Below are 26,484 nucleotides of genomic sequence, written 5' to 3'. Positions count from 1 at the left end.
AGGCGGTGGTGGCGAGTGTGCCGCGCGGCGGTGCGATCCGCTCGGGCAGCAGCCCGGCGTTTGCGCTACCTGCGCCAGAGCGGATGCTCCCGCTCCGCCCACTCCGGGTCCACCGACCCGGTCCGCATCCCCCGCCTCGCCTCCGGGTCCGCCCAGGCCATCCCCACGTGGCCCGCGATCACCACGCCCAGGGTGAGGGCCAGCCAGTCGTGGACGAACGTGCTTCCCGTGCGCCAGGCCAGGGGGGTCAGATGCGTGAACCACATCAGCAGGCCCGTGCCCAGCATCACCAGGACCGCTCCGGCCAGCCAGCCCGCGTACAGCTTCTGGCCCGCGTTGAACTTGCCCGCCCGCCGGGTGCGACGCCGCAGCCAGGCCTTGTCGTAGGGCCCGAAGCGGTTCAGGAGGCGCAGGTCGCCGCGGAAGGCGCGGGACGCGAGGCCCGCCAGGAACGGGGCCGGGAGCAGCAGGCCCGACCATTCGTGGACGGTCACCACGAGCGCGCGGCGCCCCACGAGTTCGGCCAGCTGAGGGACGTACAGGCAGGCGGCGCTCGCGACGCACACGCCCATCAGGATCGCCGTCATGCGGTGCACCCAGCGCTCGGCGGGGCTGAACCTGCGCACCCGCGCCGCGGCCGCCTCAAGCCGTGGGCTTGTCGTCCCTGCCATTCGAATCACCCACCCACGCGTCGACGTCGTAGCCCCGCTTCTCCCAGTAACCCGTCTCCACCTCGTCGGTCAGGGTGATCCCGGAGAGCCATTTCGCCGACTTGTAGAAGTACATGGGGGCGACATAGAGGCGGACCGGGCCGCCGTGGCTGTGTCCCAGGTCCTTGTCCTGCATCCGCAGGGCCACGAGGACGTCCTTGCGCCGGGCCTGTTTCAGCGTGAGGCTCTCGCTGTAGGTGCCGTCGAAGCACGTGAAGCGGACGGCGCGGGCCGTCGGGCGTACCCCCGCCGCGTCCAGGATGCGGGAGAGGCGTACGCCCTCGAAGGGGGTGCCCGGCACCCGCCAGCCCGTCACGCACTGGACGTCACGCACCATGCGGGTCTGCGGCAGGGCGCGCAGCTCGGCCAGGGAGTACGTCGCGGGGCGGTCCACCAGGCCGTCGATCTTCAGGCGGTAGGTGGAGGCGTTCTTGTGCGGGACGGACGCGGCCACCGAGTAGTAGCGGAAGCCGCCGCCGTTGGGGAGCAGGTCCGTCAGGCCCGTGGGGTCCTTGTCGGACGCGGCGCCCAGGAAGGATTCCAGGCCGCGCTGGAGCGGCGGCGCCGCGGCCACACCCGCGACGCCGAGGCCGAGCATGCCGAGGACCAGGCGGCGGCCGACCGGCGTGCCGCCGCCGTGGTCCTCTTGGGGCCGGTTGGGAGGGGAAGTCGTCACCCTCCGATTCGAGCACCCGCGGCACCGTGGGTACAGGGGCCGCGGGGGTCCGTCAGCGTTTCGTCAGGTTTCCGTCATGCCTGGCCGGGCGGTGTCTCCGACGCCTTCTCCAGCTGGAACGCCTCGTTGCCCAGGCCGATCCTGGCGTGCGCGTCGGGCTTGGTCGAGCGCAGGATCGCGCCGTAGACCACGCCGATCACCGCGGCGAGCAGGATGATGCCGGGCAGCACCCAGCTGAGCGCCGAGCCGGGGCCCGCGCCGACCAGGACGTCGAAGTCCTTGACGGTGAAGCCCGCGATGACGAACAGGCCGACCGCGGCGAGGGCGGACGCGGTGATGCGCCAGACCTGCGCGCGCGCCGCACCGCGCCGCACGAAGAAGACGATGACCGCGACGGACGCCGTGGCCATCAGGAGGATGACGCCCAGGGCGCCGACGTTGCCGCCCCAGGTGAACAGGTGCAGGACCGGCGCGGTCGGGTCGCCGAACCCGCCGTCGTCGGTCACCGCGAAGGCGATCACGACGACGACGGAGACGATCGTCTGGAGCAGGGAGCCGGTGCCGGGCGCGCCGGTGGCGGTGTTCGTCTTGCCGAAGGCGGCGGGCAGCAGACCCTCGCGGCCCATGGCGAAGGCGTACCGCGCGACCACGTTGTGGAAGGAGAGGATCGCGGCGAACATGCCGGTCACGAACAGGACATGGAGCACGTCGGTGAAGGTGCCGCCGAGCCGGGACTCGGTGAGCCCGAAGAGCAGCCCCGCGCTCTGTTCCTGTGCGGCGGGGACGATGCCGGAGGGTCCCGCGGCGACGGTGAGCGCCCAGGAGCTGATCGCGAAGAAGATCGCGACGAAGCCGACGGCGAAGAACATCACGCGGGCGACGACGACCTGCGGGCGGCTGGTCTCCTCCGCGTACACGGGGGCCTGCTCGAAGCCGGTGAAGGCGGCGATGCAGAAGCAGAGGGAGGTGGCGACGCCCGCGCCGGTGAGGGTCTCCGGGTTGAACGCGTGCAGGGACAGGCCTTCCTTGGCCGGGTCCGCGATGGCCGCGATGTCGAAGATGACGACGAGCGCCACTTCGATGAGCAGCAGGACGCCGAGCACGCGCGCGTTCAGGTCGATCTTCAGCCAGGCGAGGACGGCGACCACGGCGACGGTGACGAGGGCCGGTATCCACCAGGCGACTTCGACGTCGAAGTACGTGTCGATCAGCCCGGACACCTCGAAGCCGAGGAGGCCGTAGAGGCCCGCCTGGAGCACGCTGTAGGCCACGAGCGCGACGAGCGAGGCACCGGCGCCCGCGGTGCCGCCCAGGCCCCTGGATATGTACGCGTAGAAGGCGCCCGCGTTGTGGACGTGGCGGCTCATCTCGGCGTAACCGAAGCTGAACAGGCCGAGGACCACGCCGAGGACGAGGAAGAGCAGCGGCTGTCCGACGACACCCATCACGCCGTACGTAGTGGGCATGACACCCGCGACGACCATGAGCGGCCCGGTCGCGGCGAGCACGGACAGGAGGAGGCCCGCCGTGCCCAGGCGACCGGCGCGCAGGGCCGTCTCCTGGCCCTTGTACGTGCTGATCCCGCTGCCGCCGGCGGCCTTGCCGGCAGGTCTCGTGTCGCTCGTGCTGCTCGAACTGCCCGTCGCCATGGCGCGGTTGTCCTTTCGGGTGGGCCGGTTGGTGCGGTGGGTCAGGCGGAGCCGCGCGCGGCGCCGCGCGCGGCGGTGAACGCCTTGTACGGGTCCCGGTCCGGGTACGACCAGGGGGCTGGGGTCGCGTGGCGCCCGATGCGGTGGAAGAGGGCGGCCGATTCGGCCGCTCTGCCCTCGCAGAACTTGGCGTGGGCGAGGAAGTTCAGGTCGACGCGGCAGCGCGGGTGGGTGGTGGTCCCGGGGCCGCCGTTTGCCGGGCTGTCGGGCATCTCCCACTCCAGCCACCAGTCGAAGGCGGCCTTCATGACCTGGCGGGCCCGGCGTCCCGTCCAGTGTCCGGAGGCCACCGGGTCGCCGGGCTCGCTGCCCGCGGTGGCGAGGACGCGGTAGCGCTCGGCGTGGGCGACGACGGGCAGGACCGCCAACGGCGAGTCGGCGGGCGCCTGTTCGGCGGCCCAGGCGGCGAAGTCGTACACCTCGTGCAGGGGGTCCTGGCCCGCCGCGGGGCGCCGCTCGGCGAGCCTGGCCACCATCAGGTGGTGGGCGTGGTGGTGCTCGGGGTGCCGGTGGCGGACCTCGTCGAAGAGCCGGACCACGTCTTCCTCGCGGCCCAGGGAGCGTTCGAGGGCCAGCAGCGCGAGCCACGGCGTGGGGTCGGCGGGAAGGAGCGCGGACACCGCACGGCAGGCGTCCCGCGCCTTCTCCGAGCGCCCCTTGCCGCGCAGCGCGCGGTGCACGGAGGCGTAGGCGAGCAGCAGCGCGGCATCGGTGCTTTCCGGCTCGGCGAGTTGCCAGTCACGGGCCCAGGCGGCGGTGGTCTGTTCCTGCGCGAGTACGTCGAAGCGGTGACCCCTGCGGTCCCAGTCGTCGCCGGTCGCGGCGAGCAGTGCGCGGACCTCGCTCCAGCGGCCCTGGGTCAGTGCGGTGCGCGCGTCCGCCAGTTCGGCGTCGTCGAGCGCGGGGTCGAAGGCGTGGGCCGCCCGCTTGCGGGATCGGCCCAGGGGGGGTGGGGGTGGTGACACCGCGGGACTTCCTCCCCGGCGCGGTTCGCGTACGGATGATCACGCACAGCAAACCGGTAGGCAGCCCTCCAGTCAAGGTCAGCCCACGTTCACGCCCTTCACCAACTCGTTTCAAAATCTCCGGACTTCACCCCCGACCTGCGGAGTTACCCGCCAGGACACGATTCGGACAAGCGGCGTGGAGCACCGTGCGACGCGATGAACGCGCCCGTCAGCTCACCGACTTGGCGGCCGCGCGGCCCGCCGTGCGCCCCGAGAAGAGGCAGCCGCCGAGGAAGGTGCCTTCCAGCGAGCGGTAGCCGTGCACTCCCCCGCCGCCGAATCCGGCCGCCTCCCCCGCCGCGTACACGCCGGGGAGCGGTTCGCCGCCCTCGGTCAGGACGCGCGAGGACAGGTCGGTCTCCAGGCCGCCGAGGGTCTTGCGGGTGAGGATGTTGAGCCGCACCGCGACGAGCGGGCCCGCCTTGGGGTCGAGGATCCGGTGCGGCGCCGCGGCCCTGATGAGCCGGTCGCCGAGGAACTTGCGGGCGCCGTGGATCGCCGTGACCTGGAGGTCCTTGGTGAAGGGGTTGGCGATCTCGCGGTCGCGGGCGGTGATCGTGCGCCGCAGCGCGGCCTCGTCGATGAGGGGTTCCTTCGTGAGTGCGTTCATGCCGCGCACCAGGGAGGAGAGGTCCTTCTCCACGACGAAGTCGGCGCCGTTGTCCATGAACGCCTTCACCGGGGCGGCCACGTCGGCGCGCGCCCGGTCGATGACGCCGCGCACGGACTTGCCCGTGAGGTCGGGGTTCTGTTCGGAGCCGCTGAGCGTGAACTCCTTGCCGATGATGCGCTGGTTGAGCACGAACCACGTGTATTCGTACCCGGACCGCATGATGTGTTCGAGCGTGCCGAGGGTGTCGAAGCCGGGGAAGAGCGGCACGGGAAGGCGGTCGCCGCGCGCGTCGAGCCAGAGGGACGAGGGGCCGGGCAGGATGCGGATGCCGTGGTTGTCCCAGATGGGGTTCCAGTTCTGGATGCCCTCGGTGTAGTGCCACATGCGGTCGCGGTTGATGAGCCGCGCCCCCGCCTCCTCGGTGATGCCGAGCATCCGCCCGTCGACGTGCGCGGGCACGCCGGAGACCATCCGCTGGGGCGGGGTGCCCAGGCGCTCGGGCCAGTTGGCGCGTACGAGGTCGTGGTTGCCGCCGATGCCGCCGGAGGTGACGATCACCGCCTGGGCCCTGAACTCGAAGGACCCGGTGGCCTCGCGGCTGCTGGGCGTGCCGCGCTCGGCGCCGGAGGGTTCGAGGATCTCACCGGTGACGGTGTCGACGCTGCCCGCGCTGCGGGTCAGGCCCGAGACGCGGTGGCGGAACTTGAGCTGGACCAGGCCGCGGGCGACGCCTTCGCGGACCCGGCGCTCGAAGGGGGCGACGAGGCCGGGCCCGGTGCCCCAGGTGATGTGGAAGCGCGGCACGGAGTTGCCGTGGCCCTGCGCGTCGTAGCCGCCGCGCTCCGCCCAGCCGACCACGGGGAAGAAGCGCACGCCCTGCCCGTGCAGCCAGGACCGCTTCTCGCCCGCCGCGAAGTCGACGTACGCCTCGGCCCATGTGCGCGGCCAGTGGTCCTCGGGCCGGTCGAAGGCGGCCGTGCCCATCCAGTCCTGGAGGGCCAGGGAGTGCGAGTCCTTGATGCGGAGCCTGCGCTGCTCCGGGGAGTCGACGAAGAAGAGCCCTCCGAAGGACCAGTGCGCCTGGCCGCCGAGCGACTGCTCGGGCTCCTGGTCGAGAAGGATGACCCGGCGGCCCGCGTCGACGAGTTCCGCGGTGGCCGCGAGGCCCGCGAGACCCGCGCCGATCACGATGACGTCTGCGTCGTAGGCCATCCGGGGGTTCCTCCTAAGCAGCGGCTTACTGGTGAGTTCAGATCCTGAGTAACGGCGGGACCGGCGTCAACCGTCTGGCCCTCTGAACAGCGCCTCGCTTTTAATAATGGCCAGCATTACTATGGCGGCATGGCCAGGACATCGGGACCCGAAACCCGGGAGAAGCTGATCCGCGCGGGCGAGGAAGTGTTCGCCGTCCAGGGCGTGCACGGCGCGCAGCTGCGGGACATCGTCCGGCTCGCGGGCCAGAGCAATCCCTCCGCCGTGCAGTACCACTTCGGCAGCAGGGCCGCCCTGGTGGACGCCGTCATGGCCGAGCGCCAGACTCGTACGGAGAAAGTGCTCGCGGCGGAGCTGGCACAGGCGCCGGACGGACTCCGCGGGTTGCTCGCCGCCCTCGTGGCCGCGGAGGCCACCGAGCTGCGCACCGAGCGGGGCCGCCGCTGTCTGCGGATCTCCGCCCAGCTCAGCCACGAGAGCGGCGTACGCACCCGGACCCCGCACCCCACCATCGACAAAACCGTCTACTGGGAGCTCATCGGCCGCGCGGAGGACTGCCTCGCCGCGCTCCCGGAACCGGTCCGGCTCGAACGCCTGGACCTGGCCCTCACCCTCGTCGGCGCCGCCATGGCCGACCGCGCCGGTCAGTACCTGGCCGGCACCACCCCCCTGACCGGCGAGGAGCTCTTCCTCGCCGACCTCGTAGAGACGACCATGGCCCTGCTGCGGGCCCCAGCCCCACGGAGAGAACCATGAGCCAACCGCACGACCTCACCGGCAGGACCGTCATCATCACCGGCGCGGCGCGCGGCCTGGGCGCCGAGGCGGCACGCCAGGCGGTCGCCGCCGGTGCGAACGTCGTCCTGACCGACGTCCTCGACAAGGAGGGCGAGGTCACCGCCGCCGAGCTCGGCGAGCGCGCCCGCTTCGCGCACCACGACGTGACGTCGGAGGCGGACTGGCAGCGCGTGGTGGAGCTGGCGGTCGCGGAGTTCGGCGGGGTCCACGGCCTGGTCAACAACGCCGGTATATCCACCGGCCAGTTCCTGGAGTCGGAGTCCGTCGAGCACTTCCGCAAGGTGCTCGACATCAACCTCACCGGCGTGTTCATCGGCATGAAGAGCGTCATCCCGGCCATGAAGGAGGCCGGCGGCGGCTCCATCGTCAACATCTCGTCGGCGGCCGGTCTGATGGGCCTCGCGCTCACCGCGGGATACGGCGCCTCCAAGTGGGGCGTCCGGGGCCTGACCAAGACCGGCGCCGTGGAGCTCGGCACCGCCCGTATCCGCGTCAACTCCGTCCACCCGGGCATGACGTACACCCCGATGACCGCGCAGGTGGGCATCGAGAAGGGCGAGGGCAAGTACCCCAACACCCCGATGGGCCGGGTCGGCGAGCCGCACGAGATCGCGGGCGCCATGATCTTCCTGCTCTCGGACGCCGCGTCGTACGTGACCGGCGCCGAGCTCGCCGTGGACGGCGGCTGGACCGCGGGGCCCACCGTGAAGTACGTCATGGGTCAGTGAGACCGGCGGTGCGGTTGGATGGCCGGTATGACCACGAACAGCCGGCCTGTGCCCGACCCCAGTGAAGAGATCCTGTCCATCGTCGACGAGAACGACGAGGTCGTGGGCGAGGCCCCGCGCGGCGAGGCGTACGCGCGCGGTCTTCGCCACCGCTGCGTGTTCATCCAGGCGCGGGATGCGCAAGGCCGCGTCTTCGTGCACCGGCGCACCCCGACCAAGCTGGTCTTCCCCTCGATGTACGACATGTTCGTCGGCGGAGTCGTCGGGGCCGGCGAGTCGTACGACGAGGCGGCCCTGCGCGAGGCGGAGGAAGAGCTCGGCGTCCGCGGACTCCCGCGTCCCAGGCCGCTGTTCAAGTTCCTGTACAACGACGGCGCGGGGCACACCTGGTGGTCGTACCTCTACGAGGTGCGCTGCGATGTGCCCGTGGACCCGCAGGTCGAGGAGGTCGACTGGCACGCCTTCATCACCGACGGGGAGCTGGAGGAGCGCCTCGGCGACTGGGCGTGGGTGCCCGACGGGCTCGCCGCCTACGAACGGCTGCGGGCCTATCGCGCCAGCTAGGGTCGGCTGGTGAGCAACTTCGTACAAGGCCTTCGTCTGTGGTTCGCGCCCGAGCGGATCCGCGACGAGGGCGACACCCCCGACTACCGCTTCTCGCTCGCCAACGAGCGGACCTTCCTCGCCTGGCTGCGCACCGCGCTCGCCCTCATCGGGGGCGGTTTCGCCGTGGACCAGTTCCTGCCCGATCTGCGCTGGGGGTGGCGCATCGGGCTCGCCCTCGCGCTGCTCGCCGCGGGCGTGCTCAGCTCGCTGCGGGCGGTCAACCACTGGGTGCGCTGCGAGCGGGCCATGCGGCGCGGCGAGGATCTGCCCGTCTCGCGCTTCCCGACCGTCCTGAGCCTGGCCGTCGCGGTCGTGGCGCTCGCCATGGTCGTCGTCGTGCTCTTCGGGTGGGAGGGGTGACGGACCGGGGCGACGAGGTACGGGTCCCGGAGCGTGATCCGGGGCTCCAGCCGGAGCGCACGCGGCTCGCGTGGCGGCGTACGACCCTCTCCTGCACCGTCGCGGCGGTCCTGGCCGCGCGGGCCGTGCTGCAAGAAGGCACCACCGCGGTGGCCGTGATCGCCTGCGCCCTCTGCCTGCTCCTGTGGCTCGGTTTCCTGGGCGTGGCGCATCGCAGGATGACCGACCTCGCGGCCACCAGCAGGCCGCGGCGGCTTCCGGCGCGGGCCGCGGCGACGGCGGCGCTGTGCACGATGGCGCTCGCGGTGTGCGCGACGGCCATGGTGTTCTGAGCTGTTCTGTGGCGTTAAGCGCACACGGAACCGACTCCGGAGCGCCCTCAGTGCTCGGCGGGTCCGTCCTCGGACGTCCAGTCCACCGTGACGACGATCTTGCCGCGCGTACGGCCCTCCGCGTTCAGGCGGTAGGCGTCCGCGGCCCGCTCCAGCGGGAACGTCTCCGAGACGTGGACGGTGACGACGTCCTGTTCGGCGAGTTGCGCCAGGCGCTGGAGGTCGTCGGCGTCCGGGCGCACGAAGCAGTAGTGGCCGCCGAGCCCGATCACCGCTCCGTCCGCGATCGACGCGAGACGGCCGCCGGGCGCGAGGAGCGCGGCGGAGGCCCTGAGGGTGTCGCCGCCGACCGTGTCGAAGGCCGCGTCCACGCCCTCCGGGGCCAGGGCCCGCACCCGTTCGGTGAGACCGTCGCCGTAGGTGACCGGTTCCGCGCCCAGTTCGCGCAGGAAGTCGTGGTTGCGCTCGCTGGCGGTACCGATGACGCGGGCGCCCGCGTGCCGGGCCAGCTGGACGGCGATCGAGCCGACCCCGCCGGCCGCCGCGTGCACGAGGACGACGTCGCCCTCCGTCACCGCGAGCGTCTTGGTGATCACCTGGAAGGCGGTGAGCCCGGCGAGCGGAAGGCCGGACGCCTCCTCGAAGGTGAGGTTGCGCGGCTTGCGGGCGAGGGTGCGCACGGGGGCCGCGACGTACTCGGCGAAGGTACCGCGCGAGAGGAAGTCCTCACGTACGTAGCCGATGACCTCGTCCCCCACCGCGAACTCCGGGACGGCGGCGCCCGGCTGCACCACGACGCCCGCGACGTCCCAGCCGGGGATCACCGGGTAGACGGGGTCGAGGATGCCGTCGAGGTGGCCCGCCATGCACTTCCAGTCGACGGGGTTGACCGAGGCGGCGCGTACCTTCACCAGGACGGAGTCGGGGCCGACCTTGGGGTCGCGCACATCGCCGTACTCGAGGACTTCGGGCCCTCCGTAGTGGAGGTAGCTGATGGCCTTCATGAGGTCGGCTTCATGGGGAGCGCCTTCGTGGGACGGCCCGTGCGGGCCGGGGTGCGGTGGTCCGGTGGTCCGGTGGTCGGAAGCTGAAACATCAACAAGGCTTCCATATCCACACCAAACGGGCATTGAGTACTAGCCTGAGAGGGTCACTCCCCTCCCGCAGCCCTCACAGAAGGTGCACGCGCCATGACCACGCTCCACCACGAACACCCCGTCCACGAGCACGTCCACGGCCCGGCCTGCGGCCACGCCGAGGTGCCGCACGGCGACCACGTCGACTACGCGCACGACGGCCACATGCACCGCCTGCACTCCGGCCACTGGGACGAGTGCGAGCCCGCCGAGCACGCCGTCCACGAGGGGCACGACCACAAGCACGGCGAGGGCTGCGGGCACGACTCGGTGCTGCACGGGGACCACGTCGACTACGTCCACGACGGCCACCGGCACGCGGCCCACGAGGGCCACTGGGACGATCACTGAGGCTCATTGCCGACTTCCCCCGCACGGGTTGCCGACTTCCCCCGCACGGGCGCCGACTGGCAGTCTGTGGCGGGGGATCGCCATGTCCGGGGGGCCTGACGCCACCGCGACCCTGATCACGTTCCCACTGCGCTCTGGACTACATACCGACTGGTCGGCATCATGAACGTCAGCGCGACGCAGCGCGGCATTCCACCACGACCGTCCGACACCGTCCGACCAGGAGCGAAGATGAGCTCAGACCATCCACCAGGCCTCGACCTCGACCAGTTGCGCGGCCATCTGGACCGCGAGCGGCCGGGCCTCGTGGGCGGACCGCTCACCGCCCGGCTCATCGAGGGCGGCAGGTCGAACCTCACGTACGCCGTGACGGACGGCGCCACGCGCTGGGTCGTACGGCGGCCGCCGCTCGGGCACGTGCTCGCGACCGCGCACGACATGAAGCGCGAGCACCGGGTGATCAGCGCGCTGCACGGCACCGACGTGCCGGTGCCGGCCCCGCTGCTGCTCTGCGAGGACGACGCCGTGCTCGGCGCGCCCTTCTACGTCATGGAGTTCGTGGACGGCACCCCCTACCGCACCGCGCAGGAGCTCGCCCCGCTCGGCGCCGAGCGGACCAGGGCCGCGGTGCTCGGCCTCGTCGACACCCTCGTCGACCTGCACTCCGTGGACCCGGAGGCGGTCGGCCTCGGCGACTTCGGGCGGCCCGACGGCTTCCTGGACCGCCAGCTGCGCCGCTGGGGCAAGCAGCTGGACGCCTCACGCAACCGCGACCTGGCGGGGATCGACGAGCTGCACGCCGCCCTGGGGCGGCAGCTTCCCGCGTCGCCCGCGGCCACCGTCGTGCACGGCGACTACCGCCTCGACAACGTCCTGATCGGCGACGACGACCGGATCAAGGCGATCCTCGACTGGGAGATGTCCACCCTCGGCGATCCGCTCACCGACCTGGGCCTGCTCGTCATGTACAGCACGAAGCTCGAACTGCCCGACTCCCCCATCAGCACCACGGCGGGCGCGCCCGGACACCCGGACGCCGCCGAGCTGATCGAGCGGTACGCCGCGCGCTCGGGGCGCGACGTCTCCGCGGTCTCCTGGTACACGGCGTTCGCGTGGTTCAAGCTCGCCGTGATCCTGGAGGGCATCCACTACCGGTACACGCTCGGCCAGACGGTCGGCGCGGGCTTCGACCGCATCGGGGAGCTGGTCCCCGTCTTCATCGAGCACGGCCTCACCACCCTCCAGGGACGACAGGAAGGCTGAGACAGCCATGGACTTCGCATTCGACGCCCGCACCGAGGAGCTGCGCGACCGGCTCCTGACCTTCATGGACGAGCACGTCTACCCGGCGGAGCAGGTCGCCGACGAGCAGCGCGCTCTCCTCGACTCCCCCTGGGACACCCCGGCCATCGTCGGCGAGCTGAAGGCCGAGGCCCGCAAGCAGGGCCTGTGGAACCTCTTCCTGCCGGACGCCGAGCACGGCGCCGGGCTCACCAACCTCCAGTACGCCCCGCTCGCCGAGATCACCGGCCGCTCCCCGCACCTGGCGCCCACCGCGCTGAACTGCGCGGCACCGGACACCGGCAACATGGAGGTCCTTGCCCAGTTCGGCAACGACGAGCAGAAGAAGCGCTGGCTGGAGCCGCTGCTCGCCGGTGAGATCCGCTCGGCGTTCGCGATGACCGAGCCGGAGGTGGCCTCGTCCGACGCCACGAACATCACGACGCTCATCGAGCGCGAGGGCGACGAGTACGTCATCACCGGGCGCAAGTGGTACATCTCCGGGGCCATGAACCCGGACTGCCAGATCTTCATCCTGATGGGCAAGACGGACCCCGGGAACGCCGACCCGCGCCGCCAGCAGTCCATGGTGCTCGTGCCGCGCGACACCCCCGGCGTCGAGGTCCGCCGGGCGATGCAGGTGTACGGCTACGAGGACCACTCCCACGGCGGGCACGCGGAGGTCGTCTTCGACCACGCCAGGGTCCCCGTGAGCAACCTGATCGGCGAGGAGGGCGGCGGCTTCGCCATCGCCCAGGCGCGCCTGGGTCCGGGCCGCATCCACCACTGCATGCGCCTGATCGGCATGGCCGAGCGGGCCATCGAGCTGATGTGCAAGCGCGCGGTGGCGCGTACGGCCTTCGGCAAGCCCCTGGCCCAGCAGGGCGTCGTACAGGAGTGGATCGCCGACGCGCGGGTCGCGGTGGAGCAGCTGCGGCTGCTCGTCCTGAAGACCGCGTGGCTGATGGACACCGTCGGCAACAAGGGCGCGCACACGGAGATCCAGTCCATCAAGATCGCCACCCCGCGCACGGTCGTCGACATCCTCGACCAGGCCGTCCAGCTGCACGGCGCCGGGGGCGTCAGCCAGGACTTCCCGCTCGCCGAGCTGTGGGCGTCCGCGCGGACCCTGCGTCTTGCCGACGGGCCCGACGAGGTGCACCAGCGGTCGCTGGCCCGGCGGGAGCTGAAGCAGTACCTGTAGGGGTCCCTGCTCCTACGGCACTACGGCCGCAACGCCCTCAGCAGCAGGTCCGCCAGGTGGTCGGCGACCTGCTGCTGGGTGAGCGGGCCATCGGGGCGGTACCACGTGGACAGGTGGTGGACCGAGCCGAAGTGGTAGTCCACCACCAGGTCCGCCGGGGTCGCCTTGGAGAAGACGCCTGCTTCCTGGCCCTCCTCGATCAGGGCGCGGAACCGCTCGTGGTAGCGGCGGCGCTCGGAGCGTACCTGCTTGTTCTTCTCCGGGCTCAGATGGTGCATGGAGCGGAAGAAGATCGAGGCGTCGTCGAGGTTGTCGATCGTCGTGACGACCACGTCCGCCGCCGCGTCCCGCACCCGCTGCTCGATCGGCGCGTCGGCGTTCGCGAAGGCGTCCAGACGCTCCTGCTGGACGCGCAGGACGCGCGCGTACACCTCGTGCAGGAGATCGTCCTTGGAGCCGAAGTAGTGGTAGAGCGCGCCCTTGGTGACGCCTGCCGACTCCACGATCTCCTGCACCGACGTACGGTCGTAGCCGCGGTCGGCGAAGAGCCGCGTGGCGGCGGCGAGCAGCCGCTGCGGGACGGGCGTGCCGTCACCGTCCGTCGTCCTGGCTGCCACTGCCGCCACCTGCCTTTCGGTTACCGGCTCTCGTCGTGCCGGGAGTTCGCGTCGTCGCGGGAACGCAGTTCCCGCCGGAGGATCTTCCCACTTGTGGTCTTCGGCAGCTCCGGCAGGATCTCGACCGCGCGGGGGTACTTGTACGCCGCGAGCCGTTCCTTGCAGTACGCCGCGAGCTCGTCCGGGGCCACGTCGGCCTGCGGGCGCAGGCTGACGAAGGCCTTGACCGTCTCGCCGCGGTAGCTGTCCGGGACACCGATCACCGCCGCCTCACGGACGGCTGCGTGACTGTAGAGGACGTCCTCCACCTCGCGCGGCCATACCTTGAAACCGGACGCGTTGATCATGTCCTTCTTGCGGTCGACCACGTAGAGCCAGCCCTGCGCGTCCATGAAGCCGATGTCGCCGGTGCGCAGCTCGCCGTCGGGGAACGCCTCGTCCGTGGCGTCGGGGCGCTTCCAGTAGCCGGGCACGACCTGCGGGCCGCGCACGGTGATCTCGCCCTGTTCCCCGAAGGGGACGTCCGCGCCGTGGTCGTCGACGATCCTGACGACCGTCTCCGGGCCGGGGACGCCGACGGCCAGCGTGCCGGAGACCGGGTCGACCGGCGCCTGAAGGCCAGGCGGCACGGAGGCGCAGGGCGCGGTGCACTCGGTGAGGCCGTAGCCGTTGTGGATGTAGGGGCCGAATCCCGCACGGAACTTCTCGACCAGGGCGGGCGGCAGCGGCGCGCCGCCCGAGGAGATCATCACGAAGGAGTCGAAGTGCTCCCGAGTCACGGCGGGGTGGGCGGCGAGCGCCATGAAGGCCGTGGAGGGGCCCACGGTGTACGCCGGCTTGTGCTCGGCGAAGGCGTCGAGGACCACCCCGGCCTCGAAGCGGTACGCGAGCGCGAGGGTGCCCGCGTTGGTCAGACAGGCCGCGACCTGCGCGACCATGCCCGTGATGTGGAAGAGCGGCGCCATCGCGAAGTAGCAGGCGCCTTCCGGGATGCCGGAGCCGGTGCGCTGCCGCTCGGCGTTGTAGGTGATGTTGCCGTGGGTGTTCATGGCGCCCTTGGGGGTGCCGCTCGTGCCCGACGTATAGCTGATCAGCGCGACGTCGGAGGGGCCGAGCACCCGGTCTCCGGGCGCCGGGAGCCCCTGCCGGGCGACCGTCACCAGGTCGTCGGCGTCGGCGGCCTGCGGGAGGCGTTCGAGGTCGAGGACGCGGGTGTCGTTCCGGGTCTGGAGGTCGAGCTGGCAGGCGGTGAGCACGACGCGTACGGGAGAGGCCGCGGCCGTCTCGCGCAGATACGTCTCCCAGGCGCGGTCCGAGCAGATCAGCGCGGTCACGTCGGCGTCCGCGAGGACGTGCCGCACCTCCGCCGACTTGTACATCGGGTTCACCGGCACGACCGTGGCGCCGGCCTTCCACGCGCCGAGCAGCGCGATCACGAAGTGCGGGGTGTTCTGGAGGAGGATCGCGACCCTCTCGCCCCGCCCGATCCCGCGGGCGGCCAGATGCCCGGCGACGGAGTCGGAGAGGGCGTCCGTCTCGCGGTAGCTCAGACGCCCGTCGAAGTAGGCGAGGGCCGTGTGCTCCGGGGCCCTGAGCACCGAGGCACGGAAGGCGTGCACGACGGAGGCGGCGGGCTCGATCGGGCCGCGCTGGGCCTCGGAGAGGCGGCCCAGCCAGGGTTTGGCGGCGTAGATGGACGCGGTCGGGGTGGCTTCGGACGTGGTCGGGATCGCCTCGCTCACCGCTGTGCCGCCTCCCACTTCTGCTGGATGTGGTTCATGCCGGTGAGCCACTTGTCCGGCTCGGCGGCGCGGATGCGGTAGTACTCGGCGACCTCGGGGTGCGGCAGGATCAGGAAGCGGTTCTCCTCCATCCCGGCGAAGAGCGCGTCCGCGACGGCGTCCGGCTCGATCGCGGTGGGCGTGAGCACGAGGTCGCCCGCGGTGCCGGTGGCGGCGAGCATGTCGGTGCGCACGCCCTGGGGGCAGATCGCGTGGACGTCGATCCCGCGGTGGCGGTACGTGAGCGAGAGCCACTCGGCGAAGGCGTACGCGCCGTGCTTGGTGACGCTGTAGGGCGCGGCGCCGATCATGGTGAGCAGACCGGCCGCGGAGACGGTGGAGACGAAACGGCCGCTGCCGCGCTCAAGCCACTCGGGGAGCAGGGCATGGGCCGCGCGGACGTGCGCCATGACGTTGACGTCCCAGGCCGTGGCCCAGACCTCCTCCGGGGCGGCCTCGGAGCCGCCCGAGCCGAGGCCCGCGTTGGCGCAGTACACGTCGACGGTGCCGCTCAGGGCCTCTCTGGCCTCCGGCACGATCGTGGACGCGTCGCCCGGTACGGCGATGCCACCGATCTCGTCGGCCACCGTCTTGGCCTTGGCCGCGTCCAGGTCGTTGACCACCACGCGCGCCCCGGCGGCGGCGAACCGGCGGGCCAGTGCGGCCCCGATCCCGCCTCCGGCACCGGTGACGACAACTCCCTTGTCCTGCAGGGTCTCCACGATCAGTCTCCTTCGACTGCGGCTCCGCTGTGATCGCAGACTAACCAGTCGGTATGTGCGGATGGAAGGGGGTCGGGCAGCACGGTTCGTTCCCCGCGGCGGGTCCGCGCGCTAGCGTGCGTGGCCATGACAGCCACCGCGCTCACGGAGGTCTCTGCATGAACCTGTCCCGAGGCAGCCTGTCCAGACGGGGCCTGCTGGCCGCCACCACCGCCACGGCCCTCACCTCGGCGGCCCCCGCGTCCGCCGCGGCGGGCGGGGGCGGCTCCGGGGGCGGACGGCGGCTGCGCACCGGCTTCGAGCGCCTGGCCGCCGACGGCTACGCGCTCCTGGACGGGGAACGGGTCGGCGTCGTCACCAACCCGACCGGCGTCACCAGGGACGTGCGCCACATCGTCGACGTCATGCACGCCGACGAGCGCGTGAACCTGGTCGCGGTCTTCGGCCCCGAGCACGGCTTCCGCGGGACGGCGCAGGCGGGCGGCTCCGAGGGGCGCTACGACGACCCGGCGACCGGTCTGCCCGTCTACGACACGTACCAGAAGAGCGGCAAGGCGCTTGCCGACATCTTCACGGCCGCCGGGGTCGACACGATCGTCTTCGACATCCAGGACGCTGGTGCGCGCTTCTACACGTACATCTGGACGCTCTTCGACTGCATGGAGTCGGCCGCGCTCGCGGGCAAGCGGTTCGTGGTCCTCGACCGGCCCAATCCGGTGACGGGGCGGGGCGCGTACGGGCCCGTCCTGCACAAGGAGTTCGCGACGTTCGTCGGGCGCCAGCCCATAGCGCAGCAGCACGGGATGACCGTGACGGAGCTCGCGCTGCTGTTCAACGGGGAGTTCCTGGAGCGTCCCGTGGAGCTGGAGACCGTACGGATGACGGGCTGGAAGCGCTCGGAGTTCTACGACGCCTCCGAGCTGCCGTGGGTGCCGCCTAGCCCGAACATGCCCACGCCCGAGACCGCCCTGGTGTACAGCGGCACCTGCCTCTTCGAGGGCACGAATCTCTCCGAGGGGCGCGGCACGACCCGCCCCTTCGAGCTGCTCGGCGCGGAGGGCATCGACCGCAAGTGGGCGGCCGCCGCCCATGACGCGGGGCTGCCCGGCGTGCACTTCAGGGAGGCCTACTTCGCGCCGACGTTCTCCAAGTTCGCGGGCAAGACGATCGGCGGCGTCCAGCTGCACGTGCACGACCGCGACGCGTACGAACCGGTGCGCACCGGCATCGCGCTCCTGGTGACCGCCAAGAAGGCGTGGAGCGGGTTCGCCTGGCGCTCCGACAACTGGATCGACAAGCTGACCGGCTCGACCCAGGTCCGCACCATGATCGACGCGGGCGCGGGCACGGACGAGGTGGTGGGCGCCTGGCAGGACGACCTCGCGCGCTTCCGGGCCGTGCGCAGGCGGTACCTGCACTACCGGTAGGGGGCAGCCCCCACCCGCGGGAGGGGTGCCTGCCGGATGGCGGGCACCCCTGGCGGGCCGGGATCGTGATCTTCAGCTCCGTACACCCGAGTTGAGGAGATCCCGCATGGCACGGACGGCACGGCGCACGGTCCCCCTGGCATTGGCGGGCACGCTCGCCCTCGGGGTTCTGGTGGCCCCCCGAGCGGCCACCGCCGAGTCCGCGGACCCGGTCCCGGCGATCGAACGCGCCGCCCACCCCCTGCGCTCGACCGACCCCGGCGGCTCCACCAGGGACCTGCGCCCCCTGGGCCGGATGGTCGGTGACGCAAAGGTGGTGGGCCTGGGTGAGGCCACACATGGTTCGCACGAGTTCTTCACCATGAAGGACCGGGTGTTCCGCTATCTCGTGGAGGAGAAGGGGTTCACCACCTTCGCCCAGGAGGTCAGCTGGACCACGGGGCTGCGGTTCGACGCGTACGTCAACGGCGGCAAGGGGGACGTGCGCGAGCTCGTGCACAAGGAGCTGGCGAAGACGCCCTGGGACACCGAGGAGTACGTCGAGCTCCTGACGTGGATGCGCGCGTACAACGACGAGCACCCGGACCGCCGGGTGCGCTTCATGGGCGACGACCTCAACTACCCCGAGCTCGGACACGAGCTGTTCGACGGGGTCGAGGACTACGTCCGCGCGCACGAGCCCGCGCTGCTCCCCCGGATCACCGGGCTCCACGCGCCGATCCGCCGCCTCGCGGACGGCGACACGTACATGGCCAGGCCCCTGGAGGAGCGGCGGAAGCTGGCCGGGCAGGCGCGGGAGGCACTCAAGCTACTGAAGGGCCTGCGACCGGCATCGCCCGACCGGGAGTTCACCATGGCGCTGCACCACGCCCGGTCCGTGTCGCAGACCGCCACGATCTACGCCTTCCCCCTGGACACCCCGGAGGGCCAGCAGGACGCCATGCTCTACCGCGACCGCCTCATGGCACAGAACACCGCGTGGTGGCAGCGGCACACCGGCGACAAGGTCCTCCTGTCCGCGCACAACGCCCATGTCTCGTACGAGAGTTACGATCCGCGCTATCCGAAGATGCAGGGCGCCTTCCTGCGCGACCGGCTCGGCGGGCGGTACGTCAGCATCGGGTTCACCTTCGCCCGGGGGTCGTTCATGGCGCAGAGCGCGGAGTCCGAGACGTGGAAGCCCCGCTCCGTGGGCGCGGCCCCGCGCGGCATGAACGAGTACACGCTCGACAAGGTCCGCCACGACGACTACTTCCTCGACCTGCGGACCGCTCCCGCGGCTGCCCGGAAGTGGCTCGGCGAGGGGCGGCTCACCCGGAGCATCGGCGCCGCCTACCCGGACGGGCCCTACTCGATCCGGCTCGCGCCCTCGCACGACATCCTGGTCCATCTGCACGACGTCACGGCTGCCCGCCGCCAGTCTCAATGACCGAGACCGACCGTCCCAAGTATTGACTGCCCCATACATCCAACGCTTGAGTGCCGCTCGTGCACAGCGAAATCTCACCAGAGAAGACCCAGCCGGACGCAAGCCCCGAGAGCCTGCGCCGGGTGGCCGTCGCGTCCTTCATCGGGACGGCCATCGAGTTCTACGACTTCTACATCTACGGCACGGCGGCGGCCCTCGTCCTGAACGAGGCGTTCTTCCCGACCCTGGACCCGGTCAACGCCACCCTCGCCTCGTTCTCCACCTACGCGGTGGCGTTCGCGGCGCGGCCCATCGGCTCCGTGGTCTTCGGGCACTTCGGCGACCGGGTCGGGCGCAAGTCGGTGCTCGTGGCCTCGCTGCTGCTCATGGGCCTCTCGACGGCTCTCGTGGGGCTCCTGCCCGGCTACGGCACGCTGGGCATCTGGGCGCCCGTCCTGCTGATCCTGCTGCGCTTCCTCCAGGGCATCGGGCTCGGCGGCGAGTGGGGCGGGGCCGCGCTGCTCGCGGTGGAGCACGCGCCGAAGAAGAAGCGCGGGCTCTATGCCGCCTTCCCGCAACTCGGCCCTTCCGTCGGGTTCTTCGCGGCAACCGGCGTCTTCTGGCTGCTCTCCGCCGTCCTCTCCGACGACGCGTTCCGCTCCTGGGGCTGGCGCGTGCCGTTCCTGCTCTCCTTCCTGCTCGTGGGCGTCGGACTCTTCGTACGGCTTCGCATCAGCGAGACGCCGGTCTTCGCGAAGGTCATGGAGGCGCAGGAGGCCAGCAAGGTCCCCACGCTCGACGTGCTGCGGCGCCATCCGCGCGAACTGCTGCTCGGCGCGGGCGGGATGATCGTGGCGTACGGCCTCTTCTACACGGCGACGACCTACTGCCTCGCCTACGCCACCGGCACCCTCGGCGTCTCCCGCAACACCATGCTCGGTCTGTCGCTGCTCGCCTGTCTCTTCCTCGCGGCCGGTACGTGGCTCGCCGCGACCCGCTCCGACGGCGCGGGCCGCCGCAGGCTCGTCCTCGCGGGCGCCGGGCTCGCGGTGGTGTGGGGCCTGGTGCTCTTCCCCCTCCTGGACACCGAACAGCCGGTGCTCATGGCCCTGGCGATCGGCGGCGCGCTGTTCTGCATGGGCGTCGTGTACGGGCCGATGGGCGCGTACCTGCCGGAGCTGTTCGGCACGAACGTGCGCTACTCGGGCGCCTCGCTCGCCTACAACCTGGGCGGCGTGCTCGGCGGCGCGGTCTCCCCGCTGGTGGCGACGCGGCTGCAGTCCGCTTTCGGCTCCTCGTCGGTGGGCTGGTACGTGAGCGCGATGGCGGTCGTGTCCCTGGTGTGTGTTCTCGCGCTGCCGGAAACGCGCGAGCGGGAACTGGCGTAGCTTCCCCTGCGGGACATCTGGTCAGTACATCGGTACCGCAGGACGATGACCGCGTGGAGCCCTACTGGGAACTGACCTTCGACGCCGACGGGGACGTCAACACCACGCAGCGTGACCGCCTCCTCGCCGAGGCGGGCCGCGAGCGCATCACCGATCTCCTCGTACTGGCGCACGGCTGGAACAACGACCAAGACATGGCTACCGACCTCTACCGGCGGTTCTTCGCGCCGTGCCAGGGACTCGCGGGACCGCGTGTACGCCTGGGCTATGTGGGCGTGCTCTGGCCCGCCATCCGTTTCCCCGACGAACGCATACCCGACTTCGAACCCTCCGTGACGGCCACCGGCCCCGGCCCGGCACCGGGCGCGGGCCCCCTGCTGGACGAGCCGACCATGCGGCTGCTTGCAGGAACGTTTCCTGAGGGCGAGGCCCAACTCCTTCGCATCGGCGCGCTCCTCGCCGACCGTTCCGAGGTGCCCTCGCGCCTCTACGAGTACGGGCGCCACGTACGCAATCTCGTCGCCGTGCACCAGAACAGCGCGGCCCACCGTTTCGCCGACGACATCTGGACGGGCGTGCCCGCCATGCTGACCGACGACGCCGTCGAGGTCTGCCAGGTGTTCGCCGCCGCCATGGAGGAGACCGGGCAGCAGGAGCTCTTCGGCAGCCTGCGGGGGCGCCTGTGGAACGGGGCGCACGAACTCCTGCGCCAGGCCAGCTACTACGCCATGAAACGCCGGGCGGGATCGGTGGGCCAGCTGGGCCTCGGCCCGGCGATCGGACTGCTGGCCCGCGAGGCGCCCGACGTGCGGGTGCACCTCGTCGGGCACAGCTTCGGCGCACGGCTCGTGTCGTACGCGCTGCGCGGGATGCCCGCGTCGGTGCGCACCGTGAAGTCCACGACGCTGCTCCAGGGCGCCTTCTCGCACTACGCGTTCTCCAAGCGCCTGCCGCACGCACCCTCCCGCAGCGGCGCCCTGAGCGGGGTGCAGCGGCGGATCGACGGACCGCTGGTGGCCTGCCACTCCCGCCATGACGACGCCCTGGGCAAGATCTACCCCCTGGCGTCGAAGCTCGCCGGGGACTCGTCGACCTTCCTCGGACTCTGGGAGCGCTGGGGCGCCATCGGCTACGACGGCTTCCGGGCGGTGGACGGCGCCAAACGCATCAAGCTGGGCCGGGCCGTCCCCGCCAAGGGGTGCGTGAGCGTGGACGCCTCCGCGGTGGTGCGGCGGGGCGGTCCGCCCGCCGGCGCGCACAGCGACATCTGCCACGAGGAACTGGCGCGTGTCGTGTTCGCCGCCGGGCGGATCGCCCGTAGCTGAACTCCGCTTCCTCTAGCGGTGCTCGGGGAACTCGACGACCTGCTGGTACGTGGGCCGGTTCTGCCACTGGATCGGCCCGTGCGTGATGCCGCCCAGCGCCCGGTGGATGACCGAGTCCGCGCACCACTGGTCGCCCGCCGAGCAGCTCGCGTCGCCGGGGTAGACCTCGTTCGCGGGCTTGGCCGCGGCCTGCGTGAGGGTGGTCAGGAGCGCGTCACGGCAGGCGTCCAGCTTCCCCTCGCCGCAGTACTTCTCGCCGAGCCCGCCCTTCACGGGTTCTCCGAGCACGGACCGCAGATCCTTGTCGGCGAAGCCCCACCAGCCGTACTGGAAGGCCGATCCGGCATGCGCGCCGGTCGGGCCGTGCCCGGCCGACGGCGACTCGTCGGTGCCGAGCTGCGCCGTCAGCGAGTCGTAGAGATCCTTGCCCATGCCCGGCTTGAACTCGGCCTCGATCAGCAGGGGCCACCAGGCGTCCATGATGCGTACGGCGTCGGGGTGGGCGTACTTCTTGGAGCCCGCCGCCGTCTGGTTGCGCTGCGACCCGGCCTGCTGCCAGGCCTCCAGCTGCTGTACGGCCTTGGCCTGCGCGGGGTCGGTGACGGGCTTGCTCCGCAGCACCTTCAGGAGCTCGGGAAGCACCTGCTCGCCGCGGAGATCGGTGACCGCCGCCTCGGACATGGCCTGCGTCAGCTTGGCCCGCGTGACGCCGCCCTGCTCGGTGAGCTTCTTCACCCGCCCGTCGAGCAGGTCACCCCGGTGCACGGCGCTCACGCCGAAGCCCGCCGTGCTGAAGTCCTTGGCCTGTTTGTTGTTCCAGGAGATGTAGTAGTCCTGGTTGACGGACTGCGGGTGCTCGGCCGCCGGGGTCTGCGCCGATGTGTTGTTCTCCGGGTCGAAGTCCCGCCATTCGTAGGCCTGTTGTGCCTTCACGGGAAGCGCGGGGTCGATGTCCTTGGCGCGCTCGGGGTTCGCGCCGCTGTTGTAGTACGCGGTGTCGCGCGAGTCGGCGTAGAACCAGTTGAAGGCGTAGCTGATGTTCTGGGCTGCCTTCTTGAACGTCGACGCGTCCTTGACGTACGTCGGGTCGTTCAGCATCTGGAAGCCGATGATCGAGTCGGCCTCGTGGCGGTAGGTGGAGCGCAGCGAGACGTACGCGACGGGTTTGCCCCCGACGCTCGCGCGGTGCGTCACCACGCCGTACTTCGTGCGGAACACCTGCATGCGGTAGGAGCCGGCGGCCGTGGAGTCGGCGACGGTCGGCTTCCAGGCGTTCTTGCGCTCCATCTTCTCCATGGGAGTGCAGGTGCCGTGGTGCAGGTAGTGGGCGGACTGCTTGGTGGGGGTGCCGCCGCCCGGCTCGCACAGCTCGACGGCGTACGTGTCGGTGATGTCCTGCCCGGCGGACGTGGCCGACCAGGCGTAGTCCTGGCCGCGCCCCAGCTGGACGTACATGCCGACGCCCGCGAAGGAGACGCCGCGTGCGCTGATGCCGGGGCCCTGGAGCTCCTGCTGCATGAGCAGCTGCGGGGCGAAGTAGCCGGTCTGCGGGCCGAAGACGGCGACCGGGTTGCCGCTCGCGGTGTGCTTCCCGGAGACGACGAGAGCGTTCGACATGCCCTTCTTCTGGCCGTCCCGCTGGAACAGGTCCGAGGGCAGGACGCCCTTGTCGTACATGCCCTGGAGCGGCTTGAGCTTCTCGGGGGCCTTCACCGGGTCCTTGAGGGCCTTGTCCCCGGAGGTGGGCTTGGCGCCGCCCTCGCGGTCGTAGACCAGCTGTTCGCGTTCGACCGAGCCGGGGTCGGGCATCGCGGTGCCGCGCGCGTTCTCGGGCTTGCCCGCGTAGGGGAAGCTCGTGCCGTCGTGGATCGTCTGGACGGACTCGGGGTCGTTGCGGGCGCGGAAGGACTCCCAGACCTGCGTGCCCTTCTCGACGCCGTACTTCTCCTGTGCCTTGAGGAGCGAGAGCGCCGCGTCGACCTCTCCGCCGCCGCCGTTGCCGAAGAGCCCGCCGACCACGGAGGCGAGCGCGATCATGTCGGTGACCTTGAAGGGCTCGATCTCGCCGGCGTTGGTGATCGCGTCGATCTTGCCGGTGAGGACGTACTCGCCGGGGAAGTAGCGGCCGTTCTTCGACTTCGTGCGGTAGGCGTTGAGCCCGTCGATGTAGGCCTGCGCGTCCTCCATGGCCTGCTTGCCGCGCTCGCCCTGCGTCGACTTGATGTACTCGACCTGCTTCTCCAGGTCCTCTTCCGTGTACGGGGCCTGCGGCCAGAACTGCTGCTCCAGGCCCTGGTTGGCCGGGGCGCCGCCCGCGAACGAGGTCAGCTGGCCGCGGCCGATGTGCCGGAAGAGATCGATGAGCCAGAGCCGGTCCTGCCCGGCCGCGAAGCCCGCGCCGAACTCGGTGCCGTAGCGCGTGCTGCCCTTGATGTGCGGGATGCCGTACTTCTTGTCGCGGGTGATCGTCACGTCGTCGCGGGGCTTGGTGACGGAGGCGACCTGGCCGTCGCGGACGCCGAAGGACGCGTCGTTGAAGAACTCCGTCAGCTTGTCGTCGGTGAGGGACGGATAGCCGGAGGAGAGCTTGTCGTAGGGGCCCAACTGGTCTTCCGCGTGTGCGGGTTGGGTGCCGAAGACGCGGTGGGCGAGTATCTCGGCGAGGGTGGCGTTGCCGCTCGCGCCGGGCGGAAGGACGTCCGCGCACTGCCCCTCGCAGTAGTCGGCGGCAGGCGGCGGCTCGTCGGCGGCGCTCCCCGGCTGCGGCGAGAGGAGGGAGGCGGCGAGCGCGAGTGCCGCTGTGGCGGTGAGGGTTCTGAGCCGGACGATGCGTCGTCGCATGTGTGCTCCTCTGGGCTCCGCTTGTGCTCCTGTGGGGTGGAGTTGAGGCGGAGGTTACTGGCGGGTTGCCGAACCGGGAAGATGAACATGCGTCGCTTTTTCAGAACCACCACATAGCTCCAGCTCACCGCCGTCTTATGTCGTCCATCGAAAATCGAATGGAAGTCGAGGGAGCCGAATCGCAAGTCGATACGTCTACTCGGCAACGTCCGAGAACGTGCGACGGAGGTGCAGGGCGATGGCCGGATTCCGGAGTCTCGCGAGACAGGTGCGCGATCCGCTGAGCGATTTGGCACTGCGACGGTACTCACTGCGCAAGTGCCTGGAGAGATTCGCCCCCTACGGCCACCGGGCGACCTGGGACCATCTGTGCTCCCGGGCGGGCTTCGGGCCCGAGGACCGGTCGCCCGACCCGGCGCGGCTCGTGGCCGCGCTCGACGAACTGGAAGCGGCGCGTGCGGTGTGGCTCGCCTACGAGGAGGGCTTCGCGCAACGCCGCCGCAAGGAGAAGCACGACGGGCTCCGCAGGCCCGGCAGCGTGGACGACTGGCACCGCTGCACCTGGGGCGGGTTCGGGGTCGCCTGGTGCGACGACCCCGGCATCCACCCCTCCGAACCACTCGCCGAAGTCCTGCGCCGGCTGATCGCGGCGCTCGAGCGGGAGCCGGGCACGGTCTGCCCGGTGTGCACCCGCTCCGGGCTCGTCTGGACGCACGGCCTGGCGCACGAGCCCTCCTCGGGCGCCGTCTGCACGGGCTGCGGAATCGTGGTGCCCGACCCGGTGCTCACGCCCGCGGCCATGGCACGGGCACGCGCACCACGGGAACGGCCGCTGATCTCGGCGTGACGACCCTCCGATCGACGACGGCCGGCCGATCGACGAACAACCGGCCGTCCGGTGACGCCCGGGCGCACGCCGGCTAGGGCGTCACCACATCCGTCTGTATGGCCAGCTTGAACTCGGCGAACATGAGCGGCGCGGCGATCTTCACGTCGCCCGTGCCGCGCGCCGATATCTTCAGGCCGAGCGGTGTTTGGGGGTGGACGAACATCTGCCAGGTGTGCGTGCGGTACTGCCCGCCCTTGGTGGACGTCCAGTCGGTGGTGGCCGTCGAGTCGTACCCCGTGGAGCCGCCGAGCGGATCGCGCACATAGCGCGCGCGGTACTCCGTGGACCGGGAGCTCGGCTCCCAGAAGATCATCGCCGACAGGGTGCCCCAGCCGTCGTGGCTCGGCCAGATGAGCCCGGACCGCGGGTCCGGGAACCGGGACGGGTTGGTGGCCCCTTTGCCGGGGTCGTGCATGTGCCACGGGTCGTACGACTCCTCGGCGTCCTGGTAGGGAAACCGCACCAGGTGGTAGCCGTCGCTGTCGTACGTGATCTTCTGCGGCCCGGTGCGGGCGGCGTCCCACTTCAACGAGCAGATGGCGATTCCCATCGGCCCTCCCCCTGTGTGTCGTCGTCTGTGCTGTCCTGTGGTGATGCAGGTATGTGTGAACGGCGCCCGCGGCGCGGGCGATGGTGCGGTGATCCCGTTGTCACCCGGGGCGATGGCCGAGTCCGTCGCGCAGGCCGTGGCGGCCGGCGCTCGGGATGTTCATGTACACCCCAAGTCCCCTTGTGGACAAGACACGTTGACACCACGGGCGGTTGCGGCCGCGCTGGAAGCGGTCCGCGCGGTGACGTCGGTCCCGGTGGGGGTGACCACGGGCGCCTGGGCCGAGCAGGACCCGGACCGGCGGGTGGAGCACATCCGCGGGTGGACGGTCCTGCCCGACCACGCGTCGGTCAACTGGCACGAGCCGGGCGCGGAGGCGGTGGCCGCGGCGCTCATCGAGCGGGGTGTGGGCGTGGAGGCGGGCATCTGGTCCGGCACGGACGGCGCGGAGCGCTTCACGGCGTCCGCGCTCGGCCCGCGCGTCCTGCGGGTCCTCGCGGAGGTGACGGACCCCGACCCGGCCACGGCACGCGACTCGGCCCGCGCCCTGCTCGGGGTGATCGGCGCGGCACACGGCCGTCCCGTTCTGCTGCACGGCGAGGAGGGCGGCACCTGGCCGGTGCTGCGCCTCTCGGGGCGGCTGCGGCTCGCGACCCGCATCGGCTTCGAGGACACGCTCGTACTGCCGGACGGGGAACGGGCCACGTCGAACGCCCAGTTGGTGACGGCTGCGCTGTCCCTCCTGAGCACGCCGGCGTGACGCTACCAGGCACAAAATCGATCGCTCCAGCGCTTTGCCGTCGGCACAGTTGA

25 protein-coding genes are annotated in these 26,484 nt (G+C 71.2%); 14 read left to right on the top strand and 11 right to left on the bottom strand.

All coding sequences use genetic code 11. From position 1 onward, the window contains the following. Nucleotides 1-65 precede the first annotated feature (65 nt). The 5 genes from ABZ906_RS42515 to ABZ906_RS42495 all read right to left on the bottom strand — a co-directional run bounded on the left by ABZ906_RS42515 (nucleotide 66) and on the right by ABZ906_RS42495 (nucleotide 5,927). Nucleotides 66-671: a cytochrome b/b6 domain-containing protein gene (locus ABZ906_RS42515; protein ID WP_361195673.1), complete on the bottom strand. Its 606-nt coding sequence runs from the start codon at nucleotides 669-671 to the stop codon at nucleotides 66-68. Beyond that, nucleotides 643-1,308, bottom strand: coding sequence for a molybdopterin-dependent oxidoreductase (locus ABZ906_RS42510; protein WP_361392085.1), 666 nt, complete (start codon nucleotides 1,306-1,308; stop codon nucleotides 643-645). The genes ABZ906_RS42515 and ABZ906_RS42510 overlap by 29 nt, the downstream gene beginning before the upstream one ends. Nucleotides 1,309-1,460: 152 nt before the next feature. Further along, nucleotides 1,461-3,035 (bottom strand): APC family permease, encoded by a 1,575-nt coding sequence (locus tag ABZ906_RS42505; protein ID WP_361392055.1) that lies wholly within the window; start codon nucleotides 3,033-3,035, stop codon nucleotides 1,461-1,463. 41 nt (nucleotides 3,036-3,076) lie between these two features. Further along, nucleotides 3,077-4,060 (bottom strand): hypothetical protein, encoded by a 984-nt coding sequence (locus ABZ906_RS42500; RefSeq protein ID WP_361392052.1) that lies wholly within the window; start codon nucleotides 4,058-4,060, stop codon nucleotides 3,077-3,079. A gap of 211 nt (nucleotides 4,061-4,271) precedes the next feature. After that, entirely contained in the window at nucleotides 4,272-5,927 is a 1,656-nt protein-coding gene (locus ABZ906_RS42495) for an FAD-binding dehydrogenase (RefSeq protein WP_361392049.1), read from the bottom strand. 129 nt (nucleotides 5,928-6,056) lie between these two features. Here ABZ906_RS42495 and ABZ906_RS42490 point away from each other — a divergent pair, with 129 nt between their 5' ends. The 5 genes from ABZ906_RS42490 to ABZ906_RS42470 are packed head-to-tail and all read left to right on the top strand — an operon-like array spanning nucleotide 6,057 to nucleotide 8,751. Further along, the gene (locus ABZ906_RS42490) at nucleotides 6,057-6,683 is read left to right on the top strand and encodes a helix-turn-helix domain-containing protein (protein WP_361392046.1); all 627 of its coding nucleotides are present in this window, start codon (nucleotides 6,057-6,059) and stop codon (nucleotides 6,681-6,683) included. Next, a complete protein-coding gene (locus ABZ906_RS42485) occupies nucleotides 6,680-7,453 on the top strand; it encodes a glucose 1-dehydrogenase (RefSeq protein WP_361195683.1) in 774 nt (257 codons plus the stop codon). The genes ABZ906_RS42490 and ABZ906_RS42485 overlap by 4 nt, the downstream gene beginning before the upstream one ends. A gap of 18 nt (nucleotides 7,454-7,471) precedes the next feature. Next, a complete protein-coding gene (locus ABZ906_RS42480; protein WP_361392044.1) occupies nucleotides 7,472-8,017 on the top strand; it encodes an NUDIX domain-containing protein in 546 nt (181 codons plus the stop codon). A 9-nt stretch (nucleotides 8,018-8,026) separates the two neighbouring features. Next, nucleotides 8,027-8,419: a DUF202 domain-containing protein gene (locus ABZ906_RS42475; protein ID WP_361195687.1), complete on the top strand. Its 393-nt coding sequence runs from the start codon at nucleotides 8,027-8,029 to the stop codon at nucleotides 8,417-8,419. Then, on the top strand, nucleotides 8,416-8,751 hold the full coding sequence (locus tag ABZ906_RS42470; protein WP_361195689.1) for a DUF202 domain-containing protein: 336 nt from the start codon (nucleotides 8,416-8,418) through the stop codon (nucleotides 8,749-8,751). The genes ABZ906_RS42475 and ABZ906_RS42470 overlap by 4 nt, the downstream gene beginning before the upstream one ends. Before the next feature lie 47 nt (nucleotides 8,752-8,798). Here ABZ906_RS42470 and ABZ906_RS42465 read toward each other — a convergent pair whose 3' ends face one another. Continuing rightward, nucleotides 8,799-9,755, bottom strand: a complete 957-nt coding sequence (locus ABZ906_RS42465; protein ID WP_361195691.1) for an NADP-dependent oxidoreductase — start codon at nucleotides 9,753-9,755, stop codon at nucleotides 8,799-8,801. A 186-nt stretch (nucleotides 9,756-9,941) separates the two neighbouring features. On the opposite strand from ABZ906_RS42465, the gene ABZ906_RS42460 reads away from it, so the two are divergent. The 3 genes from ABZ906_RS42460 to ABZ906_RS42450 all read left to right on the top strand — a co-directional run bounded on the left by ABZ906_RS42460 (nucleotide 9,942) and on the right by ABZ906_RS42450 (nucleotide 12,723). Next, nucleotides 9,942-10,238: a hypothetical protein gene (locus ABZ906_RS42460; RefSeq protein WP_361392041.1), complete on the top strand. Its 297-nt coding sequence runs from the start codon at nucleotides 9,942-9,944 to the stop codon at nucleotides 10,236-10,238. Nucleotides 10,239-10,469: 231 nt separating this feature from the next. Continuing rightward, complete coding sequence (locus ABZ906_RS42455) at nucleotides 10,470-11,501, top strand: phosphotransferase family protein (RefSeq protein ID WP_361392038.1); 1,032 nt, start codon at nucleotides 10,470-10,472, stop codon at nucleotides 11,499-11,501. 7 nt (nucleotides 11,502-11,508) lie between these two features. Continuing rightward, nucleotides 11,509-12,723, top strand: a complete 1,215-nt coding sequence (locus tag ABZ906_RS42450) for an acyl-CoA dehydrogenase family protein (protein ID WP_361195696.1) — start codon at nucleotides 11,509-11,511, stop codon at nucleotides 12,721-12,723. 20 nt (nucleotides 12,724-12,743) lie between these two features. Here the strand turns inward: ABZ906_RS42450 and ABZ906_RS42445 are convergent, their stop codons facing one another. Genes ABZ906_RS42445 through ABZ906_RS42435 form a run of 3 tightly spaced genes read right to left on the bottom strand, consistent with a single transcriptional unit; the run spans nucleotide 12,744 to nucleotide 15,846 of the window. Then, on the bottom strand, nucleotides 12,744-13,340 hold the full coding sequence (locus ABZ906_RS42445; protein WP_361195698.1) for a TetR/AcrR family transcriptional regulator: 597 nt from the start codon (nucleotides 13,338-13,340) through the stop codon (nucleotides 12,744-12,746). A 20-nt stretch (nucleotides 13,341-13,360) separates the two neighbouring features. After that, a complete protein-coding gene (locus ABZ906_RS42440) occupies nucleotides 13,361-15,082 on the bottom strand; it encodes an AMP-binding protein (protein ID WP_361392035.1) in 1,722 nt (573 codons plus the stop codon). After that, nucleotides 15,079-15,846, bottom strand: coding sequence for an SDR family oxidoreductase (locus ABZ906_RS42435; RefSeq protein ID WP_361392082.1), 768 nt, complete (start codon nucleotides 15,844-15,846; stop codon nucleotides 15,079-15,081). The genes ABZ906_RS42440 and ABZ906_RS42435 overlap by 4 nt, the downstream gene beginning before the upstream one ends. 155 nt (nucleotides 15,847-16,001) lie before the next feature. On the opposite strand from ABZ906_RS42435, the gene ABZ906_RS42430 reads away from it, so the two are divergent. The 4 genes from ABZ906_RS42430 to ABZ906_RS42415 all read left to right on the top strand — a co-directional run bounded on the left by ABZ906_RS42430 (nucleotide 16,002) and on the right by ABZ906_RS42415 (nucleotide 21,391). Next, the gene (locus tag ABZ906_RS42430) at nucleotides 16,002-17,270 is read left to right on the top strand and encodes a DUF1343 domain-containing protein (protein WP_361392032.1); all 1,269 of its coding nucleotides are present in this window, start codon (nucleotides 16,002-16,004) and stop codon (nucleotides 17,268-17,270) included. 106 nt (nucleotides 17,271-17,376) lie between these two features. Beyond that, nucleotides 17,377-18,699 (top strand): erythromycin esterase family protein, encoded by a 1,323-nt coding sequence (locus ABZ906_RS42425; protein ID WP_361392029.1) that lies wholly within the window; start codon nucleotides 17,377-17,379, stop codon nucleotides 18,697-18,699. Nucleotides 18,700-18,749: 50 nt separating this feature from the next. Further along, nucleotides 18,750-20,066, top strand: a complete 1,317-nt coding sequence (locus ABZ906_RS42420) for an MFS transporter (protein WP_361392026.1) — start codon at nucleotides 18,750-18,752, stop codon at nucleotides 20,064-20,066. Between the two features lie 53 nt (nucleotides 20,067-20,119). After that, entirely contained in the window at nucleotides 20,120-21,391 is a 1,272-nt protein-coding gene (locus ABZ906_RS42415; protein ID WP_361195707.1) for a serine-threonine protein kinase, read from the top strand. A gap of 12 nt (nucleotides 21,392-21,403) precedes the next feature. On the opposite strand, the gene ABZ906_RS42410 is transcribed toward ABZ906_RS42415, so the two are convergent. Next, nucleotides 21,404-24,232, bottom strand: a complete 2,829-nt coding sequence (locus ABZ906_RS42410; RefSeq protein WP_361392023.1) for a penicillin acylase family protein — start codon at nucleotides 24,230-24,232, stop codon at nucleotides 21,404-21,406. A gap of 238 nt (nucleotides 24,233-24,470) precedes the next feature. On the opposite strand from ABZ906_RS42410, the gene ABZ906_RS42405 reads away from it, so the two are divergent. Further along, nucleotides 24,471-25,079 (top strand): hypothetical protein, encoded by a 609-nt coding sequence (locus ABZ906_RS42405; RefSeq protein ID WP_361195710.1) that lies wholly within the window; start codon nucleotides 24,471-24,473, stop codon nucleotides 25,077-25,079. Nucleotides 25,080-25,152: 73 nt separating this feature from the next. On the opposite strand, the gene ABZ906_RS42400 is transcribed toward ABZ906_RS42405, so the two are convergent. After that, on the bottom strand, nucleotides 25,153-25,671 hold the full coding sequence (locus tag ABZ906_RS42400) for a hypothetical protein (RefSeq protein ID WP_361195712.1): 519 nt from the start codon (nucleotides 25,669-25,671) through the stop codon (nucleotides 25,153-25,155). 40 nt (nucleotides 25,672-25,711) lie between these two features. Here ABZ906_RS42400 and ABZ906_RS42395 point away from each other — a divergent pair, with 40 nt between their 5' ends. Further along, nucleotides 25,712-26,431: a 3-keto-5-aminohexanoate cleavage protein gene (locus ABZ906_RS42395; RefSeq protein ID WP_361392020.1), complete on the top strand. Its 720-nt coding sequence runs from the start codon at nucleotides 25,712-25,714 to the stop codon at nucleotides 26,429-26,431. The last annotated feature ends 53 nt before the right edge of the window (nucleotides 26,432-26,484 follow it).

Origin of the sequence: Streptomyces sp. NPDC046925 (assembly GCF_040644915.1) — a bacterium.
In the GTDB taxonomy this organism is placed as follows: domain Bacteria; phylum Actinomycetota; class Actinomycetes; order Streptomycetales; family Streptomycetaceae; genus Streptomyces.
Note: the sequence above shows the minus strand (reverse complement) of the source record. Positions and strands in the feature narration are given on the sequence as shown.